Consider the following 19,194-nt stretch of genomic DNA (forward strand, 5'->3'; position numbering starts at 1 on the left):
GGACCCGTGGAGAACACCTACGCCGAACGCCGCAGCGTGCAATTGGACGGGTACCGCGTGCGCTACTGGTTCTACGACGCGGACAAGAAGCACAAACCGTTGCTCGTGATGCTCCACGGGTTCCGCGGGGACCACCACGGTCTGCAGCTGATCGCGACCGCCCTACGCGAGAAATACCACGTGGTGCTACCGGACCTGCCCGGTTTCGGACGCTCGGAACCCTTCCCTGACCGAGAACACTCGGTGCCCAGCTACGTGGAGTTCGTGCGCGAGTTCCTCGAGGCACTGACCGATAACGCCGTCCATCCGGGCTGCGAGACGGGCATCGTGCTCGCGGGGCACTCCTTCGGGTCCACCCTGGCCGCGCACTTCGCCGTGGAGTACCCCGCCATGGTGGAACGGTTGATCCTGCTCAACCCCATCTCAGAACCCGCCCTGGCCGGACAGCAGAAGCGGCTGACCAAGCTCACGGAGCTCTACTACTCCGCGGGCGCGTCCCTCCCCCGGCGGCTGGGCACCAAATTACTGACCTCAAACGCCGTCGTGAAACTCATGACGGACGTGATGGTCAAGTCCGAGGACCCGGGGATCCGCAACTACGCGCTGCGCCAGCACCAGGCCTACTTCAACACCTTCGCCAACCGGGACGTGCTCACCGAGGCCTATCAGGCGTCGATCTCCCACACCGTCGCGGAGGTCGCGATGAACCTGACCATGCCCACCCTGCTCATCGTGGGCGACCAGGACGAATTGGGCTCCGTGCACTCGCAGCGCACCATGGCCTCGTGGATCCGCAGCCACAGCCTCAAGATCATCCCCGGGGTGGGTCACCTGATCCACTACGAGACCCCACAGCTCGCGGCGGAATACATCGAAGACTTCCTGGCGTCCCCCGCGCCGGAACCCCTCGAGGGCTACGACCAGTTACCCCACGCGGACACGACCGCCTCCACCCCGGACCAACTCACCGGGATGATCCCCGCGGTGGACCCCGGCTTTGGTGAGCACCAGCTCACCAAAGAGGCCACCGCGCGCGGACTCTACGGGACCCACGAACGGTGAAGCTGCTCTTCGACGCCCGCTACATCCGCACCGATCACCACGATGGGATCAGCCGCTACAGCGCCGAACTGCTCGCCGCCACGGCTCGGGCGGTTGCCTCCGATCCGCGCGTCCGCCTCGCCGCACTGATCAGCGATCCCGCCCAGGCTGCCCTGATCTCCGAGGGTCTGCCCACGCTGCTGGGCCCGTCCGTTACGTCCCCGGCCGAGGTGCTCACGGGCGCCCTGCTGAGCCGGTACGCACCCGACGTCGTGTTCTCCCCCATGCAGACCATGGGCTCGCTGGGGCGCCGCCACAAGCTGATCCTCACGCTGCACGACCTGATCTACTACGAGCACCCGCAGCCCCCGGGCGATCTTTCCTTGCCGGTGCAGTGGGGCTGGCGCGCGTACCACAAGGCCTGGTGGCCCCAGCAGCTCACGCTCAACCGCGCCGACGCCGTGGCCACGGTCTCCGAGACCTCCCGGCAGCAGATCCTTGCGCACCGCCTCACGAAACGGGACGTGCGCGTGATTGCCAACGCGGCGCCGTCAGCGGGGGTCCCCGAGGACGAGGCGCTCGCGCGGCTTTCACGCCGCGGCACGGACCTGGTGTACATGGGCTCGTTCCTGCCGTACAAGAACGTGGAGACCCTGCTGCGGGCGATGGCCCACCTCCCGGGGCGCACCCTGCACCTGCTCTCGCGCATCTCCCCCGCGCGCCGCGCCGAGCTTCAGGCCCAGGTGCCGGCCGGGGCCCGCGTGGTCTTCCACGGCGGAGTGGGCGAGGAGCAGTACCGCGAGCTGCTGTCCTCGTGCGCCGCGCTGATCACGGCCTCCCGCGCGGAGGGCTACGGCCTGCCGCTCGTGGAGGCCTTCGCCGAGGGTGCGCCTGTCGTCTGCTCCGACCTGCCGATCTTCCGCGAGGTCGCCGGCGATGCCGCCGGCTACGCTCCCGCGGACGACGACGCCGCGTTCGCCGCCCGGGTGCGCGAACTCACGAACCCCACCGTGGCCCACGAACGCGTGCTCGCGGGGTTGGAGCGGATCTGCGAGCACACCTGGGAGGACTCCGCGCGGGACCTGCTGGACCTGGCGTGGGAGCTGCACCAGCGCGGTTGAACCGCTGTGCACAGCTCCCCCGTACTCGCCCCCCCGGTTCTCGGCCCTGGGGTCTTCAGCCCGGAAGGTTTCAGCAGCCAGCGCTCCGGACGGTGACCGGGGGCGACGTCGCCGACCCCCTCAGGTGCGCACCACCCGTTCCCGCAGCAGCCACTGGGCGAGGGCGTCCAGCGCGATGCCGAGCAGCCCGATGACGAGGATCACCACGAGCATCTCGTCGTAGGCCAGACGGTCCCTCGCGTTGAGGATCTCGTAGCCCAGCCCGGTGCTGACCCCAAGCATTTCCGCGGGCACCAGCACGACCCACGAGATGCCCAGCGCTAGGCGCACCCCGGTCATGACGTAAGGACGGATGCTCGGAAACACCACCGTGAGCAGCCGCTCGAACGGTGTTGCGCCCAGGGTACGTGCCACCCGGAGGTGGGCCGGGTCCAGCGCGGCGACCCCCGCCGCGGTGTTCAGGGTGATCGGCCACACGGCGGCGGCCGCCACGAGGAAGACCACCGGCGCACTGCCCACTCCGAACAGGGCCACGGCCACCGGTGCCCACGACAGCGGCGAGACCATCCGCAGGAACTGCACCACGGGCGCGCTCGCCCACCGCACCCGTTGCCAGGAACCGATCACCAGTCCCAGCGGCACGCCGATCGCCGTCGCCAGCAACAGACCGCCGAGCAGGCGCCACAGACTCGTGACTGCGTCCTGGACCACAACTCCCCGTTCCAGGAGCGAACCGACGGCACCTGGCAGCTGCTCGGGGCGGAAAGCCGCGATCATCGTGGACCCGCCAGCGGCCGCGTGGGTGAACGCCCACCACGCCGCCACGGTCACGAGGACGCCGAATGTGCCCCAAGCCACGGCCGCACCTCGTCCGGCGCCCCCGCCCGCCCGTCTCCGGGACGTGGACGCCGATTTCGCTCGGTCACTGTGCGCACCCGCTCTGGAGTCTCGGACAGGGGCCGAGCCGGTGCCACCCGCTGACGGTGCGGCGGCGAGATCCGTGCCCGTGCTCTCGGGCGTGCTGCGGGATGTGGGACTCATGCCTGGATCTCCTCGGTGCGTGTGGTGCCGTGCATCCCGAACGCACCCCAGCCGCCTGCCCTTGCGATGCTCCGGGTCACCAATGCGTCGTCCACCAGCTCGCGGTGCGCGGTGGCAGGATCGAGCCCGGTGAGGAACCCGGCGGGGGCATCCACCACCGTGTCCTGCATCGCGCGCACCAGCTCCTGCGTGAAACTCGGGTACGGGTAGGGCCGGAAGTCCAGCGACTCGCCGTGCCAGTCAGGGTGGTGCAGCGCGTCGGCGTGCGCGGCCGCGGTGTAGGTCAGGGCCCGCTGGATCACGGGCTTCGGCTGCGGGAGGTAGCCGGAGGCCAACACCGCCGCGGTCTCGGGGCGGTTTGTCCGCGCCCACGCCTGCGCGCGGACCAGCGCGTCCATGAAACCCGCCGCCTGCTCGGGACGATCCCTCAGCATCTCCCCGCGCAGCATGGTCACGCAGCAGGCGTGGTCCCGCCACACGTCCCCCAGGAACCGGTGGATCGTGCCCACGTGCTTCGCCTCCGCGGCCGCGTTGAACGGGTCCGCGACCACGTACCCGCCGATCACCCCGTTGTTCAGTGCGGGCAGCATGTCCGAGGGGGCCATCGGGACCAGCGCCACGGTCCGGGCGCTCGTGGACGGGCTCTCACGCATCACGGGTGTCAGCCCCTCGGCGCGGAGCATCTTCTGCACCACCACGTTGTGGATGGACCACCACGCGGGAATCGCCACGGTGCGGCCGGCAAGCCCCGCCAGGTCCGTGATCTCCGGGTGCACAGTGAGCGAAGAGCCGTTCGTGTGGTTCCACGCCGTGATCCGCACGTCCGCCTGCAGCTCGTAGCGCATGTACAGGGCCATGGGCATGAGCATGTGGATGGCCTCCACCTTGCCCGCCACGAAGGCCTCGGACAGTGAGGACCAGCTGCGGAACAGGACGGGCCGCGCGACGGCCACCCCGGCGTCGTCGTAGTAGCCGTTGGCGTGGGCAACCAGCAGGGGCGCGGCATCAGTGATCGGCAGGTACCCGATGCGCACGGGCCGTGAGCCGCCGTCACCACCGCTGCCGATGCGGGTTCCCGTGTAGAGGGAACCGGCGCCCCACGCCGCACCCGTCAGTGCCACCGCCGCGGTCCCGGCGCGCAGGACGGTCCGCCGTGTGGTGAGAGACCCGCTCATATCTCCCAGGTTCCCGCCTCGTCGTCCGTGCCGCGGTACGTCGCGAGAATCTGTCCGGCCGTGGTGCCGTCCTGGGACGGAACCCACTGCCGCCGAAAACCGCGCGGTCCGGCGAAGAAGCCGATGCGGTCCCCCAACGCCATGGCCTCGGCGACGTCGTGCGTGACCAGGAAGACCGTCAGCCCGAGGTCAGTGGTCAGCTGCCGCAGCCACTGCTGCAGGTCCTCGCGGGTGGCGGGGTCCAGCGCGCTGAAGGGTTCGTCGAGCAGCAGCACGTCCGGGCGCACGGCGAGCGCCCTGCCCACGGAGACCCGCTGGGCCTGGCCGCCGGAGAGCTCCTCCACGGGGGTGTGGGCGAGGTGGGAGAGGCCGAGGATCTCGAGCAGCTCGCCCACGTGCTCGTCGTCGAAACGGTCGCGGTTGCGCCGGTACCTGCCGCCGAGGGCGATGTTGCGCCGCACGGACAGCCAGGGGAACAGTGCCGGGGTCTGGAAGACCACGGCAAGGCGGGCGTCAGGGTCCGAGAACTCGATACTGCCTCCGTCGAGGGTCTCGAGCCCGGCGATGGCACGCAGCAGGGTGGACTTCCCGGAACCGCTGGGGCCCAGCACGGCGAGGGTCTCGCCCCGGTGCAGGGTGAGGTCCACGCCGTCGAGGGCGGGGTCGGAGGCCCCCGGGTAGGTTTTGCTGACACCGTGCACCCGCAGCGCCGTGCCCGGGTCCGTGGTCACCGCGGTGCCGTCGTGCCCGTGCCTCACCCGAGCCTGCGCAGTTCCCACCGCAGGTGGCCTTCCGTGGGCGACTGGACGGGCAGAAACGCTGCTTCCCGTGCGCGGCGCGCCGTGGGCGAGGACAGCGCGTAGCCACGGCCGCCCACGATCTTCGCCTCCAGGCGGGTGGCCTCGCCGGTGAGCAGGGCTGCGTCGAGGCGCAACTGCAGGAGCTCGCGGGGTGCGGCGGCACGCGGTTCCCGTGCCAGGCGCACGAGGTCCGCGCGCAGGCGCTGCTGCTCCGCCACGGCGTCGTCCAGGTCCTCGCGGAACATCTCGCCGACGCCGCCCAGGTTCTCCCGCGCGCTCGTCAGCGCCGCCGCGGAGAGACCGAGGCAGAACGAGGTCTGCAGCAGCAGGAACGGTCCGCGGACCGTGGCCAGGAACCCGGGGACGTCCTCGGTGAGGACGTCCTGCTCCGCGTCGATCTCCACACCCTCCAGGCGCAGGATGCCGGACGCCGTGGCGTTGAGCGCCATGAGGTTCTCCAGCGGCCGCACGCTGACCCCGCGGGCCGCCACCCGGGTGCGGACGATCGCGGGGCGTCCGTCCTCCCGGACGACCGGCAGGATCACGACGGCGTCCGGGTACAGGTTCGAGGCCCACGGCACGGTGCCGTCGAGCACCAGGTGGTCCCCCCGGCGGGTGAGCGTCACGGGGATCTCACCGATACCCGCCGCGGCCTTGAACGCCGGTGCCATGGCGGAGCACAGCGGCACGTCACCGGTGCGCAGCTCAGACGCGACGGGCGCCCCCACCGCGTCGAGGTACTCGAGGCCGGAGCGGTGGCCCCACAGTGAGAACGCCGTGGCCGTGCACTCGGCCGCGAGGTCGAAGACGACGGCTGCCTGTCCACGCAGGTCCCCGCCCCCGAGACCCAGGTCCAGCAGGCCCCGCTGCCCGAGCTCGCGCAGGGTCTCGAACGGGGTGGTGTCCGCCTCGTCGGTGGCCCTGGCACGCTCGGCCGCGCGTGCCCGGACCAGGCCGTGTTCCGGGTAGTCGGTCAGTGGGGCCAGGAGCTCCTGGTCGGAGGCAGTCTCGAAGGTTGCCGAAGCACTGGGCTGGGACATGGGTTCCGTTCTGACGGGCCGCGGCACCCGGTGGTGGTGATGGGTGGACGCGGGACTCAGACCTCGAGCTTGAACATCCGGTCGAAGGGGGTGTCCACAGCCGCGCGGGCGCGCGCCACGGCGTCCTCGTCCGGTGCGTTGTAGAAGCACAGGCACTTGGCGGTGTCCTCGCGCACGTAGGTGCGCAGGAACGACACCTCGGGAACCTCGGCGTACTTGGGCGCGTTCGCCTTCTTGCGGGTGAGGTACTGCTCCATGGTGATTTCGGCGGGGATGTCCCACTCCACGAGGTAGTCGGTCTGGCCACGGAGCTTCTTGATGTCCTCGAGCTCCGCGCCCACCAGGCGTACCTCGTCCGGGCCGGTGACCTCGGTGACGGACTCGCCCAGCGCCGTGCGCACGGTCTGCGCAAGACCCTCGGGCGTGTCCTGCTGCGTCTCCACGATGACGAACACGCGAGCGTGGTCCGCCGTCACCTGGGACTCGATGAGTTCGGCAGAGGCCTGCGTGACAGCGCTCGACGTCGCGTCGATGATCGAGCGCACGGCCTCCTTCTCGGCCACGGCGGGAACAATTTCAATGAGCTGCAGCGACATGCGGATCCTTTCGGGAACGGGTCTGCGGTGATGACTCGCGCGCACGCCGGGACTCTTTGCCCCGGTGCGCGGTGCCACCCCGCGTGAACGTGCCCTCCACCGTAGGACTGCCCCGTCCACCCCGTGCAAGAGGATTAACAATTCGACACATTTGACTGAGCAGGTCAGCCAGTCCTGGTGCACGCATGCGGTCCGGGTCCCGCCTCGCGATCCGCGGCACGTCAGGGTCCGTCGACGACGGCTGTGACGCGCCCTACAGCAGGTCGGCGACGTCGCAGCGCACCGTGACCGGCGCGTGTTCGCGCAGCGCGGAGGCGCGTGCCTTCTCCGCCCGCAGGGCACCGGTGACCCGCGGCGCGATCCCGAAGCCGAAGAACAGCAGCGCACGGTAGGGCCGGTTCCCGCCGCGCTCCCAGGAGCGGGCGGCGTCGGCGCCGTCCAGAGTGGCGGCGTCGTTGGTGACGGTCTCAGCAAGGTCGGCGCCATTGCCGGGAGTCTGCTCCACCGGTGCGGGGCCAACCACACGAACGCGCTCGGGCAGCGCGAGGTCCCGCAGGGTGGCGTCCACGGCATCCCGCGGGCCGGTCAGCGCCGCTGTCCGCACAGCCGGTGGCAGACCCAGCTCGTGGCGCTCCCGCAGCTCTCGCTCCGCGTGCCCAGCCGGGTCCCAGCGCACGAGCGCCGAGACGGCACGGTCCAGGTCCGCGGTGACCACCACGGTGCCGCCGTCGGAGGACGCCCGCACCAGGGCAGCGGCGTTAAACCACCGGCGCAGGGTCTGCTCCTCCGCACGCAGCCACGGCCGGGCAAGCATCCGGTTGCCGTCCAGCAACAGCGCGGCGGCGTAGCCGCCGTCCGCGACGGGCTCCGCTCCCGGCGTCGCCACCACGAGCGCCGGGGCGGACCCCACCCGGGGCCGCACGGTGCGCTCGCTCGACGAGATCACGGGCACCTGCGGGAACGAACGGCCCAGCTCCTCCGCGGTCCGGGACGCCCCCACGGTGCTCAATCGCACCCGGGTGAACCCACACTCCACGCACCGCCAGTCATGGGCGTGACGCCCGCACCACGTGCACACCGGCACGGCGTGGGCGGAATCCAGCGCGAGGGGCCCGTCGCATGCCTGGCAGCACGCGGGCGTACGGCACCGCTGGCAGGCCAGCACGGGAGCATAGCCCTTGCGCGCCACCTGCACGAGCACGGGCCCGGACTTCAGGGCCTCGCGTGCCACCCGGAACGCCTCGTGCGGCAACCGGGCGCGCGCCGCGAGCGGGTCGAGGGCGGTGTTGTAGGAATCGGAGGTCGCTTCGATGCGCGGGGAGAACCGGCGCAGGTCCGCGCGATCTGGTGCCACGCGCGCCGCCCACCCTGTGGCCACGAGCCGCAGCGCCTCGGGACTCACCGCATACCCCGTGAACAGCGCGGCCAGACCCTGCTGCTGGGTACGCAGCAACAACACGTCCCGCGTGTGCTGGTAGGGGGCGCGCTGCTCCACGAAGTTCACGTCCCCGTCGTCATGACAACACACGAGCGCGAGGTCCTGCACCGGCGCGTACGCGGCAGAGCGCGTGCCCACGGCCAGGCGCTTCTTCCCGAGCGCGAGCTCGAGGAACCCCCGGTAGCGGGGCGTGGGTCCGTCGTCGGCGTGCAGGCGGACGACGACGTCCTCCCCCACCAGCTCGCACAGCGCCCGTTCGAGCCGCTCCAGTGCCTTATGGTCCGCGACCACGCCCACAGCCCCACGACCAGCGGCGTACGCGGTGGCCATGGCGCTCGCGGTCAGCCCCGCCCAGTCATGGTCCCCGGCCGAGGGCAGTACCTCCACGACCGCGCGCGCCGGCTCACCACGCCCCACGGACGCCACGAACTCCAGGCCGCCCGTGTAGTGCTGCCAGCCGGTCGTCGCGGGCTCCACGGGAGACGAGGGCGCTCGGCCGGGCTCGGGGGCCGCGGTCGGGTCCGCATCGGCGGCGCCGTCGGAAGCGGGGCCCGCTGATAGGTCGGCCGGCACCGCGGCGTCGTCGTCCGCATTCACAACGCCCGTCTCGGAGGTCTCGGCAGCTTCGGGAGCCGCGAACTCCTTATCCACCCGCGCGACCCGCGGGGCAATCGCGACCCGCAGGACGTCCGCGACCGTGCCCGCGCAGCGTTCGGCCACGGCCTGCGCGAGCTCGACGATCTCGGGGCGGGCCACCGGCAGCGGCGTGAGCACACGGCGGATGGGCAGCAATCGGTCCTCGGGGACGTCCGTGTGGGCCACACGATCCACGACCCACCCGGACATCTTCCGGCCCGCGAAAACCACCGAGACCTTGGACCCCACGACCGCCTGGTCGTCGAGGGCAGCGGTCACGCGGTAATCGAAGACCCGGTCCAGGTGCGGAACGTAGGCCTCGAGCAGGACCTTGGCCACGGGGTCGCGCGCCGCGCGACCCTCGGAGCCCAGGGCCTTTCGGGGCAAAGTACGCGGCTGGTCCGGGGGTGCGGCCTCGGGCAGACCCGCGAGCGCGAGCTGCTCACCGGACGTGTCCCGCTCGGGGGTGTCCCGGTCCGCGGGGACGGAACCCGCAGTCGCGGAGCCCGGGCGCGCGGTGCCCGCCGACTCCAGCCTGGGAGACTCCGGCATGGCGGGCTCCGTCCCGGCGGGGCCGGGGCTCACAGCCCCGCGGCGGAACGCAACTCCTGGACCCGGTCCGTGCGCTCCCACGTGAAGTCGGGGTCATGACGGCCGAAGTGACCGTGGGCGGCGGTCTTGGCGTAGATGGGGCGCTTGAGGTCCAGGTCCTCGATGATCGCCAACGGCCGCAGGTCGAACACCTCGGAGATCGCCTTTTCGATCCGCGCGGGGTCCACGGTCTCGGTGCCGAAGGTCTCCACATACAGGCCCACGGGACGGGCCTGACCGATCGCGTAGGCCACCTGGACCTCCGCACGGCGGGCCAGTCCGGCGGCCACGACGTTCTTGGCGACCCAGCGCATCGCGTACGCGGCGGAGCGGTCCACCTTGGAGGGGTCCTTGCCGGAGAACGCGCCGCCGCCGTGGCGGGCCATACCACCGTAGGTGTCCACGATGATCTTGCGTCCGGTCAACCCGGCGTCCCCCACGGGACCGCCGCGCACGAAGTTGCCCGCGGGGTTGACGATGATCTTGGTCGCGGACAGGTCCAGCCCGGAGTCCTCCAGGACGGGGCTGATCACGCTGGTCGTGAGATCGCGGGTGAGCTGGTCCAGGTCGTAGTTCTCCGCGTGCTGGGAGGAGACGACCACCGTGTCCACGGAGACGGGGGTGTGCCCGTCGTAGCCCAGGGTCACCTGAGTCTTGCCGTCCGGGCGCAGACCGGGCAGCACCGCGGTCTTGCGCACCCGGGTGAGCTGCTCGGACAGCCGGTGCGCCAGCAGAATGGGGGCGGGCATGAGCGTGTCGGTCTCGTCCGAGGCGTACCCGAACATGATGCCCTGGTCCCCTGCGCCCTGCGCGTCCCGGGGGTCACGCGCGGCACCGGTGCGCTCCTCGAGGGACGTGAACACACCCTCGTAGATCTCGTTGGACTGCTCGCCCACGCTGATGGACACACCGCAGAACTCGCCGTCGAAACCGTGCACGGAGGAGTTGTACCCGATATCCAGCAGGGTCTTGCGCACGATGTGGGGGATCTCCACATAAGCGTCCGTCTTGACCTCGCCCGCCACGTGCACGAGGCCCGTGGTGACCATGGTCTCCACGGCCACCGAGGAATTGGGATCCTCGGTTAGCAGAGCGTCCAGGATCGCGTCGGAGATCTGGTCACAGATCTTGTCCGGGTGCCCCTCGGTCACCGACTCGGACGTGAAGATTCTCAGGTGCTTGCTCGCTTCGTTCACGGGAGACCACATTACCCGTCGGTGCGGATGTCCTCGGCGATGCGCTGCACCACGAACCGCGCCACCTCGTCCTTGGTCCCGTGCGCCCCGCGGTCCTCGCTCGAGCGGGCCGAGAGCACCGTGACCTCGGTGTCGTCGCGACCGAAGACCTTGTCCGTGCCCACCTCGTTGAGCACGAGCAGGTCGCAGCCCTTGCGTTCGAGCTTGGCGCGGGCGAAGTCGAGCACCGAGTGCTCGGCGTCCCCGGTCTCGGCGGCGAAGCCCACGATCAGCTGCTCGAGAGAGCGCTCGGCACGCTGGGCCACGACGGCGCGCAGGATGTCCGGGTTGCGCACCAGCCGGATCACGGGGTCCGCGCCGTCCTCGGACTTCTTCATCTTGTGCTCGCCCACGGCGTCCGGGCGGTAGTCCGCCACGGCGGCGGCCATGATCACGACGTCGGCCTCGCGCGCGGCAGCCAGGGTCGCGTCCTGCAGCTCACGCGCCGAGGACACGCGCGTGATGTCGACGCCGCTCGGCAGCTCGGTCTCCACGTGCGCGGCGATCAGGTGCACGTGTGCGCCCGCGTCGCGCGCGGCACGGGCCAGGGCTACGCCCTGCTTGCCCGAGGACCGGTTGCCCAGGAAGCGCACGGGATCCAGGGCTTCGCGCGTTCCGCCCGCGGTGACCAGGACGCGGCGTCCGCGCAGAGCGTCGTCGCCGTCGGACGATGAGTGGGCGGAGCTGGAGGCGGGGTCCACGAGGGCGAGCGCGGCGTCGAAGATCTCCTGCGGCTCGGGCAACCGGCCCGGGCCGCTGTCCTTGCCCGTGAGCCGACCGCTGGCCGGGTCGAGGACCGTGTGGCCGTGCTCGCGCAACAGGGCGACGTTGCGCTGCGTGGCCGGGTTCTGCCACATCTCGGTGTGCATGGCCGGGGCCAGCAGCACGGGCGCGGCGGTCGCGAGCACCGTGGTGGTCAGCAGGTCGTCCGCGTGCCCGTGGGCCACCCGGGCCATGAGGTCCGCCGTGGCCGGGGCGATCACCACGAGGTCCGCGGCCTGGCCCTGGGCCACGTGGTTGACCGTGTCGATCCGGTCGAAGACCGACCCCGAGACGTGCTCGCCCGTGAGGGCCTCCCACGTGGGCGCACCCACGAACTGCAGGGCGGCCTCGGTGGGCATGGGCACCACGTGGTGGCCGGCCTCGGAGAACAACCGGGACAGCAGGGCGGCCTTGTATGCGGCGATGCCCCCGCCCACACCCAACACCACGCGCAACGGGGCGCGGGGCGCGGAGGGGACGGGGGCGTCGCGGCTGTGCGGGTCGGTCACTGCTCGGAGGACTCTGCGGAACCCTCGGCGGGGTCCTCGGTGTCCGCGGCCGGGATCTCCTCGGAGGTCTCCCCCAGCTGGACGCCGTCGGAGAAGACCGCGGTGCCGTCCTGCTCACCCTGGGCGAAGAAGTCGCCGGTGAACATGTCCGTGGCGGTGGGCTCGTCGTTGACCATCTGGCCGTTGGGGGTGAACCCGGCGTGGTCCACGTGCACGGCCTCGATCAGGCCCTCGTCGACCTCGCGGAACGCGATGGACAAGGGCTTCTCGTTGAGCTGGGTATCCACGAGCGGACCCACGTACTCGAACAGACCCTCGTGCAACTGCGAGTAGTAGGCGTTGATCTGGCGGGCTCGGCGGGCCCCGAAGATCACGAGTCCGTACTTGGAATCCGTCTTGTCGAGCAACCGATCGACGGGCGGGTTGACGATGCCTTCGTTGTTCGTGCTCACGTGTTTCATGACTCCTGTGGTGGACGGAAAAGGTGGTGCTACTGGCCGTGGGGGCTGCGCGGATCCGGGGCGGGTGACCGCCTCAACGGTGCGATGTGCTCGGCAACCCCATGAGGGCCACGAGTTCGGCGGCGGCGCGTTCCACCGTGTCGTTGACGACGGTGTGATCAAACTCTGATTGCGCCGCGAGTTCCAGTTTAGCCGTTTCCAGCCGACGCTGCTGTTGCTCGGGGGTCTCGGTGCCCCGGCCCACGAGCCGGTGCACCATTTCCTCCCAGCTCGGCGGGGCCAGGAACACGAACTGGGCGTCCGGCATGGCCTGGCGCACGCTGCGCGCTCCCTGCAGGTCGATCTCGAGCAGGACGCTGCGCCCGGCCGCGAGCGCTTCCTCCACTTTGTGGCGCGGTGTGCCGTACCGGTTGAGGTTGTGCACGACCGCCCATTCGAGCAGGTCGTGGCGATCGATCATGTCGTCGAACTCGGCGTCGCTGACGAAGAAGTAGTGCACGCCCTCCACCTCGCCGGGCCGCGGCGCACGCGTGGTGGCCGAGACGGACAACCACACCTGCGGGTAGTGGTCCCGGATATAGGTGGACACCGTTCCTTTGCCCACGGCCGTGGGGCCGGCCAGAACGGTCACGGTGGGTGTGGGACGCACGGATACCTCCGGGAGAAGACGGTGACGGGCGAGCGGTCAGCTCGCCCGTCACTGTATCAACCGCGGGTCCTAGTGGTTGCGCCCGGGATCGTGCGGATCGGGGACCAGGGTTCAGCGGTCCAGGTAGTCCACGAGCGCCTTGCGCTGGTGCTGACCCAGGCCACGCACCCGGCGGGTGGGTGCGATCCCGATCTGCTTCATGATCGCCGCCGAGCGCACCTTCCCGATCCCGGGGGTGGCCTCGAGCAGTTCGGTGACCTTGAGGCGGCTGACGGCTTCGTCCTCCTCGCCCCTGCGCAGCACTTGTGCCACGGTGATCGACCCGTCCCGCAGTCCCTTCTTGATCTCCGCCCGCGCGGTCCGCGCCGCCGTGGCTTTCTCGCGCGCGCGTGCGCGCTCTTCGTCCGTCAGTGGCCGCAATGCCATGCCCAGCTCTCCTCCTCGTGTGACAGCGGCTCGGCCGTGCGCCTGATGGGGGGGGACGCACGCAAGCCGTCCCCCTGAAAGTACCGGACACGTTTGCCGCCGTAAACACGATGAACGCCCCCCTGACGTGGCCTTTCGGGCCGCCGCCAGGGGCGTTCACGGGGGTCTCAGGAGAGCTGGAGGTGCGTGCGTAGTTCCTCGGTGCTGCGGTCGATGGCGTCCCGCAGCGCGGGGACGTCGGGACCGTGACGCAGCACACCTCGCGAGGAGTTCGCGAGCACTGTGGGCCTGACGTGCTCAAACACCGTGGCCACGGCCGCGGCGTCCGCGCCCTGGGCACCGTAACCGGGGGCCAGGATCGGCCCGTTCAGGGTGCTCAGATCGATGTCCAGGGACGCCAGGGCCTCCCCCACGGTCGCCCCGATCACCGCTCCACACGAGCCCAGGGTGGCCACCGACGGTGACGTCACGATTTCATCACGATTGTTCCCGGCCCCCGTATTGGCGCCGGTGACGCCGCGAACGGCCGCCGCGGTGGCGCCGTCCGACGGCGCCGTCGAACCGTCCGGGGACGACGACGCCGTGCCCGGCCGGGGCTGCGCCGTCGCGTTCTCCCGGGCGATCGCGGCCAGGACGGACCCGGCCACGGACCCGGTGCCGCCCACGTGCTGGACGGACGCGCCCTCCGGGTTGGAGGTCAGCGCGAGCACGAACGTCCCGCGCCCGGTCTCACGCGCGAGGTCCAGTGCCGGGCGCAGGGACTCGAAGCCGAGGTAGGGACTCAGCGTCACGGCGTCGGCCGCGAGGGGCGAGTCGTCGGAGAGCCACGCGCTCGCGTAGGCCGCCATGGTGGAACCGATGTCCCCGCGCTTGGCGTCCGCGATGCTCAGCAGCCCGGCCGCGCGGGACTCCCGCAGGACGCGCTCGAGCACCGCGAAGCCCGCGGAACCGTACGCCTCGAACAGGGCGACCTGCGGTTTCACGGCCGCACACCGCTCCGCCGCGGCCTCCAGGACGCCCAGCGCGAAGCGTTCGAGGCCGTTCGCCGTGGCGGGCAGCCCCCACGCGTCCAACAGGGACGGGTGGGGGTCGATGCCCACGCACAATGGACCCGCAACGGTCATCGCCCGTTCGAGGCGGGCCCCGAAGGGAACGCGCGCGAACTCAGCCACGGGTGTCCCCCGCGGCGACCTGCTCCCGCAGCTTCTGCTCGTGCTCCTGCAGGGACGTCACGGACCACGAGTACTGCCGCTGCGCGGTGATCGCCTGCAGCGCCGCACCGAGCTCCGAGACCGTCGTCATGGTGGGCACGCCCACGGACGTGGCCGCCGCACGGATCTGGTACCCGTCGCCGCGGGCCTGCTGACCGCCGGAGGGCGTGTTGAAGATCAGGTCGATCTTCCCGTCCGTGATCAGGTCCGCGACCGAGGGGGACCCGTCGTCGGCGTCGGCGATCTTGGCCACGACCGTGGACTCGATGCCGTTGCGCCGCAGCACCTGGGCCGTGCCGCCCGTGGAGACGATCTCGAAGCCCAGGTCCGCGAACATCTTCACGGGGATCACCGCGGAGCGCTTGTCCTTGTTGGCCACCGAGACGAACAACCGCCCGGACGTGGGCAGCGGCCCGCCCGCGGCGGCCTGCGCCTTGGCGAACGCGGTGTCGAAGTAGCGGTCGATGCCCATGACCTCACCCGTGGAGCGCATCTCGGGGCCCAGCAGGGAGTCCACCACGGTGCCCTCCGGGGTGCGGAAGCGCGCGAACGGCAGCACGACCTCCTTGACCGCGGTGGGGGTCTGCTCGGGCAGGGTCGTGCCGTCGTAGTCCGCGGGGAGCATCCCCTGCTCGCGCAGCTCGGCCACGGTGCGCCCGGTACCGATCAGCGCGGCGGCCTTGGCCATCTGCACGCCCGTGGCCTTGGACACGAACGGCACCGTGCGCGAGGCCCGCGGGTTGGCCTCGATCACGTAGAGCACATCTGAGGCGAGAGCGAACTGTAGGTTGATCAGACCCTTCACGCCCACGCCGCGCGCAATGGCTTCGGTGGCCTCGCGCACGCGGGAGATCACGTCCGGGCCCAGGGTGATGGGGGGCAGCACGCACGCGGAGTCACCGGAGTGGATCCCGGCCTCCTCGATGTGCTCCATGATCCCGCCCACGTAGCAGTCCTTGCCGTCGTAGAGCGCGTCCACGTCGATCTCGATCGCGTCCTCGAGGAACTTGTCGATCAGGGCCGGGCGGCTCGGGCTGACCTCGGTCGCGTTCTCGAGGTAGGACTTCAGGGACGCCTCGTCGTAGACGATCTCCATCCCGCGCCCCCCGAGCACGTAGGACGGGCGCACCAGCACGGGGTAGCCGATCTCGTGGGCGATCCGGCTGGCCTGCTCGAAGGTGTGGGCCGTGCCGTTCTTGGGCTGGCGCAACCCCGCCTCAGTGAGCACGCGCGCGAACTCCCCGCGGTCCTCGGCCAGGTCGATCGCCTCGGGGGTCGTCCCGAGGATCGGCACGCCCGCGGCCTTGAGGTCAGCCGCGAGCTTGAGCGGGGTCTGCCCGCCGAGCTGCACGAAGACACCGAGCAGCCCACCCGAGCGGCGCTCGGCCTCCACGACCTCCATGACGTCCTCGAACGTGAGCGGTTCGAAGTACAGCCTCGTGGAGATGTCGTAGTCGGTCGAAACGGTCTCCGGGTTGCAGTTGAGCATCACGGTCTCGTACCCGGCCTCGCGCAACACCATGGACGCGTGCACGCACGAGTAGTCGAATTCGATCCCCTGCCCGATCCGGTTGGGCCCGGAACCCAGGATCATGACCGAAGGCTTCTCGTGCGGGGCCACCTCCGTTTCGCGGTCGTAGCTCGAGTAGTGGTACGGGGTGAACGCCTCGAACTCGGCGGCGCACGTGTCCACGGTCTTGTAGACGGGGCGGATGTCCAGCGCGTGGCGCACCCCGCGCACCACCGATTCCTCGAGGTGGACCAGCTCACCGATCTGGGCATCGGAGAAGCCGTGGCGCTTGGCCTCCCGCAGCGTGACCGGGCGCAGGTCCGGGTCCGCGCGCACCAGGTCCGCGGTCTCGTTGAGCAACTGGATCTGGTCCAGGAACCACGGGTCGATCGCCGTGGCCTCGAAGACCTGTTCCACGCTCGCACCCGCGAGAAGGGCCTGCTGCACGTTGCGCAACCGGTGGGTGGTGGTCTCGCGGCACGTCTCCACGAGCCGGGCCACCGTGTTGGGCCCGGGCTCCACGGCCGGGCGGGCGAAGCTGAAGGACGAACCCTTCTGCTCGAGCGAGCGCATGGCCTTCTGCAGCGCCTCGGTGAAGTTGCGCCCGATCGCCATGGCCTCACCCACCGACTTCATGGTCGTGGTCAGCGTGGGGTCCGCGGCCGGGAACTTCTCGAACGCGAAGCGCGGGACCTTCACGACCACGTAGTCCAGGGTGGGCTCGAAGCTCGCGGGGGTCTTCTGCGTGATGTCGTTGGGGATCTCGTCGAGCGTGTACCCCAGGGACAGCTTGGTCGCGATCTTGGCGATCGGGAAGCCCGTGGCCTTGGACGCGAGCGCCGAGGAACGGGAGACGCGCGGGTTCATCTCGATGACCACGATCCGCCCGGTTGCGGGTTCCACCGCGAACTGGATGTTGCACCCGCCTGTGTCCACGCCCACTTCACGGATCACGGCGATCGCGATGTCACGCATGCGCTGGTACTCGCGGTCGGTCAGGGTCAGGGCCGGGGCCACAGTGATCGAATCGCCCGTGTGCACGCCCACCGGGTCCACGTTCTCGATCGAGCACACGACCACCACGTTGTCGTTGGCGTCGCGCATCATCTCGAGCTCGTACTCCTTCCACCCCAGGATGGACTCCTCGAGGAGCACCTCCGAGGTGGGTGAGTACTGGATCCCGGCGCCGGCGATGCGGTGCAGATCGGTCTCGTCGTACGCGAGACCCGAGCCCAATCCGCCCATCGTGAAGGACGGGCGCACGACCATGGGGTAACCGAGCTTCTCGGCGGCGACGAGCGCCTCGTCCATGGAGTGCACGATGATCGAGCGCGCGGACTCCGCGCCGCAGCGTTCGACGACGCCCTTGAAGGCCTCGCGGTCCTCGCCCAGGTTGATCGCGTCCACGTCCGCGCCGATCAGCTCGACGTCGTACTTCTCGAGCACGCCGTTGGCGTCCAGGGCCAGGGCCGTGTTCAGCGCGGTCTGCCCGCCCAGGGTGGGCAGCACGGCGTCGGGACGTTCCTTCGCGATGATCTTCTCGACCGTCTCCGGGGTGATGGGTTCCACGTAGGTGGCGTCCGCGAACTCGGGATCGGTCATGATCGTGGCCGGGTTGGAGTTGACCAGGATCACGCGCAGCCCCTCATCCTTGAGCACGCGCAGGGCCTGGGTCCCGGAGTAGTCGAACTCGGCGGCCTGCCCGATCACGATGGGACCGGAGCCGATCACCAGGACGCTGTTGAGGTCTTGCCTGCGGGGCATTACTTGTCTCCTGCTTCCGGATCGGGGCTCTGACCGGCCCGGTCCATCATGTCGATAAAGCGGTCGAAGAGGTAGGCGGAGTCGTGCGGACCCGCGGCGGCCTCGGGGTGGTATTGCACCGAGAACGCGGGGATGTCCTCGCAGCGCAGTCCTTCCACGACGTCGTCGTTGAGCCCCACGTGGGACACGCTGACTCGCCCGTAGCGTGACTCGGGCGCGGTCACGGGCTCCCCCACGGGCGCGTCCACCGCGAAGCCGTGGTTCTGGGAGGTGATCTCCACCGTGCCCGTGGCGAGGTCCATGACCGGCTGGTTGATCCCGCGGTGGCCGAACGTGAGCTTGTACGTCCCGAAGCCCAGCGCGCGGCCGAGCAGCTGGTTACCGAAGCAGATCCCGAAGAACGGGATGCCCTCGTCCAGCACGCGGCGCAGCAGGGCCACCTGCTCGTCCGCGGTGGCCGGGTCCCCCGGGCCGTTCGAGAAGAACACGCCGTCCGGGTGCAGCGCCTGGACCTGCTCAAAGCTCACGTCCGCGGGCACCACGTGCACACGTACCCCGCGTTCGGCCAGGCGCTGCGGGGTCATGGACTTGATCCCCAGGTCCACCGCGACCACCTCGTGGCGCACCGGGGCGTCCCAGCCGTGTTCGCGCGGCTCCACCACGTAGGTCTCGTCCGTGCTCACGTGCTCGGCGAGCGCGCGGCCCGCCATCCCCGGCTGCTCGGTGACCCGCTGCACGAGCTGGGCCACGGGCTCACCGGCCTGATCGCCGGAGAAGATCCCGGCGCGCATCGCACCCTTGTCGCGCAGGTGGCGGGTCAGCGCGCGGGTGTCCACGCCCTGGATCCCGGTGATGCCCTGCTCGGCGAGCTCCTCGTCCAGGCTGCGCTCGCTGCGCCAGTTGGAGGGCCGGCGGGCGGGGTCACGCACCACGAAGCCGTTGACCCAGATCTTGCGGGATTCCATGTCGTCCAGGTTCACGCCCGTGTTGCCGATGTGCGGGGCGGTCTGGATCACGATCTGCCCCGCGTACGAGGGGTCGGTCAGGGTCTCCTGGTAGCCGGTCATCCCGGTCGCGAAGACCGCTTCGCCGAAGGCCGTCCCGGGGGCACCCCAGGCGCGGCCCTCGAACACCGTGCCGTCCTCGAGGACCATGACGGCCGGTTCGATGCGTGGTGAGTTCATGGCG

At 70.5% G+C, this 19,194-nt stretch carries 16 protein-coding genes; 2 read left to right on the forward strand and 14 right to left on the reverse strand.

Translation table 11 applies throughout. The features are described 5' to 3' along the window. Positions 1-6: 6 nt before the first annotated feature. Together A5728_RS04265 and A5728_RS04270 are read left to right on the forward strand one after the other, a co-directional pair. Positions 7-1,062, forward strand: a complete 1,056-nt coding sequence (locus A5728_RS04265) for an alpha/beta fold hydrolase (protein WP_064845866.1) — start codon at positions 7-9, stop codon at positions 1,060-1,062. Further along, positions 1,059-2,162: a glycosyltransferase family 1 protein gene (locus A5728_RS04270; RefSeq protein WP_064845867.1), complete on the forward strand. Its 1,104-nt coding sequence runs from the start codon at positions 1,059-1,061 to the stop codon at positions 2,160-2,162. The genes A5728_RS04265 and A5728_RS04270 overlap by 4 nt, the downstream gene beginning before the upstream one ends. A 120-nt stretch (positions 2,163-2,282) precedes the next feature. Here A5728_RS04270 and A5728_RS04275 read toward each other — a convergent pair whose 3' ends face one another. From A5728_RS04275 to carA, 14 genes are all read right to left on the reverse strand, one after another. After that, positions 2,283-3,020, reverse strand: a complete 738-nt coding sequence (locus A5728_RS04275; protein WP_229566321.1) for an ABC transporter permease — start codon at positions 3,018-3,020, stop codon at positions 2,283-2,285. A 179-nt stretch (positions 3,021-3,199) separates the two neighbouring features. Beyond that, positions 3,200-4,378, reverse strand: a complete 1,179-nt coding sequence (locus A5728_RS04280; RefSeq protein WP_064845869.1) for an ABC transporter substrate-binding protein — start codon at positions 4,376-4,378, stop codon at positions 3,200-3,202. Further along, positions 4,375-5,136, reverse strand: coding sequence for an ABC transporter ATP-binding protein (locus A5728_RS04285; protein ID WP_231885503.1), 762 nt, complete (start codon positions 5,134-5,136; stop codon positions 4,375-4,377). Before A5728_RS04285 ends, A5728_RS04280 begins: the two co-directional genes overlap by 4 nt. Then, on the reverse strand, positions 5,133-6,218 hold the full coding sequence (locus tag A5728_RS04290; protein ID WP_064845870.1) for an acyl-CoA dehydrogenase family protein: 1,086 nt from the start codon (positions 6,216-6,218) through the stop codon (positions 5,133-5,135). The genes A5728_RS04285 and A5728_RS04290 overlap by 4 nt, the downstream gene beginning before the upstream one ends. A 56-nt stretch (positions 6,219-6,274) precedes the next feature. Further along, the gene (locus A5728_RS04295) at positions 6,275-6,814 is read right to left on the reverse strand and encodes a DUF4242 domain-containing protein (RefSeq protein ID WP_064845871.1); all 540 of its coding nucleotides are present in this window, start codon (positions 6,812-6,814) and stop codon (positions 6,275-6,277) included. A gap of 253 nt (positions 6,815-7,067) precedes the next feature. Continuing rightward, the gene (locus A5728_RS04300) at positions 7,068-9,440 is read right to left on the reverse strand and encodes a primosomal protein N' (RefSeq protein ID WP_231885504.1); all 2,373 of its coding nucleotides are present in this window, start codon (positions 9,438-9,440) and stop codon (positions 7,068-7,070) included. 29 nt (positions 9,441-9,469) lie between these two features. Then, positions 9,470-10,675: a methionine adenosyltransferase gene (metK, locus tag A5728_RS04305; RefSeq protein WP_156523383.1), complete on the reverse strand. Its 1,206-nt coding sequence runs from the start codon at positions 10,673-10,675 to the stop codon at positions 9,470-9,472. A gap of 11 nt (positions 10,676-10,686) precedes the next feature. Further along, positions 10,687-11,985, reverse strand: coding sequence for a bifunctional phosphopantothenoylcysteine decarboxylase/phosphopantothenate--cysteine ligase CoaBC (gene coaBC, locus A5728_RS04310; protein WP_082943230.1), 1,299 nt, complete (start codon positions 11,983-11,985; stop codon positions 10,687-10,689). Continuing rightward, complete coding sequence (gene rpoZ / locus A5728_RS04315) at positions 11,982-12,446, reverse strand: DNA-directed RNA polymerase subunit omega (protein ID WP_369795608.1); 465 nt, start codon at positions 12,444-12,446, stop codon at positions 11,982-11,984. The genes coaBC and rpoZ overlap by 4 nt, the downstream gene beginning before the upstream one ends. Positions 12,447-12,519: 73 nt before the next feature. Further along, positions 12,520-13,095 carry a guanylate kinase gene (gmk, locus tag A5728_RS04320; RefSeq protein ID WP_064845874.1) on the reverse strand — a complete coding sequence of 192 codons (576 nt, stop codon included), beginning with the start codon at positions 13,093-13,095 and terminating at the stop codon, positions 12,520-12,522. A gap of 111 nt (positions 13,096-13,206) precedes the next feature. Continuing rightward, the gene (gene mihF / locus A5728_RS04325; protein ID WP_064845875.1) at positions 13,207-13,521 is read right to left on the reverse strand and encodes an integration host factor, actinobacterial type; all 315 of its coding nucleotides are present in this window, start codon (positions 13,519-13,521) and stop codon (positions 13,207-13,209) included. 167 nt (positions 13,522-13,688) lie between these two features. Then, a complete protein-coding gene (gene pyrF / locus A5728_RS04330) occupies positions 13,689-14,645 on the reverse strand; it encodes an orotidine-5'-phosphate decarboxylase (RefSeq protein ID WP_064845910.1) in 957 nt (318 codons plus the stop codon). Positions 14,646-14,685: 40 nt separating this feature from the next. Then, a complete protein-coding gene (carB, locus tag A5728_RS04335; protein ID WP_064845876.1) occupies positions 14,686-18,006 on the reverse strand; it encodes a carbamoyl-phosphate synthase large subunit in 3,321 nt (1,106 codons plus the stop codon). Then, on the reverse strand, positions 18,006-19,190 hold the full coding sequence (gene carA, locus A5728_RS04340) for a glutamine-hydrolyzing carbamoyl-phosphate synthase small subunit (RefSeq protein ID WP_064845877.1): 1,185 nt from the start codon (positions 19,188-19,190) through the stop codon (positions 18,006-18,008). The genes carB and carA overlap by 1 nt, the downstream gene beginning before the upstream one ends. Positions 19,191-19,194: the final 4 nt, after the last annotated feature.

Origin of the sequence: Kocuria sp. ICS0012 (assembly GCF_001665945.1) — a bacterium.
GTDB lineage: Bacteria > Actinomycetota > Actinomycetes > Actinomycetales > Micrococcaceae > Kocuria > Kocuria marina.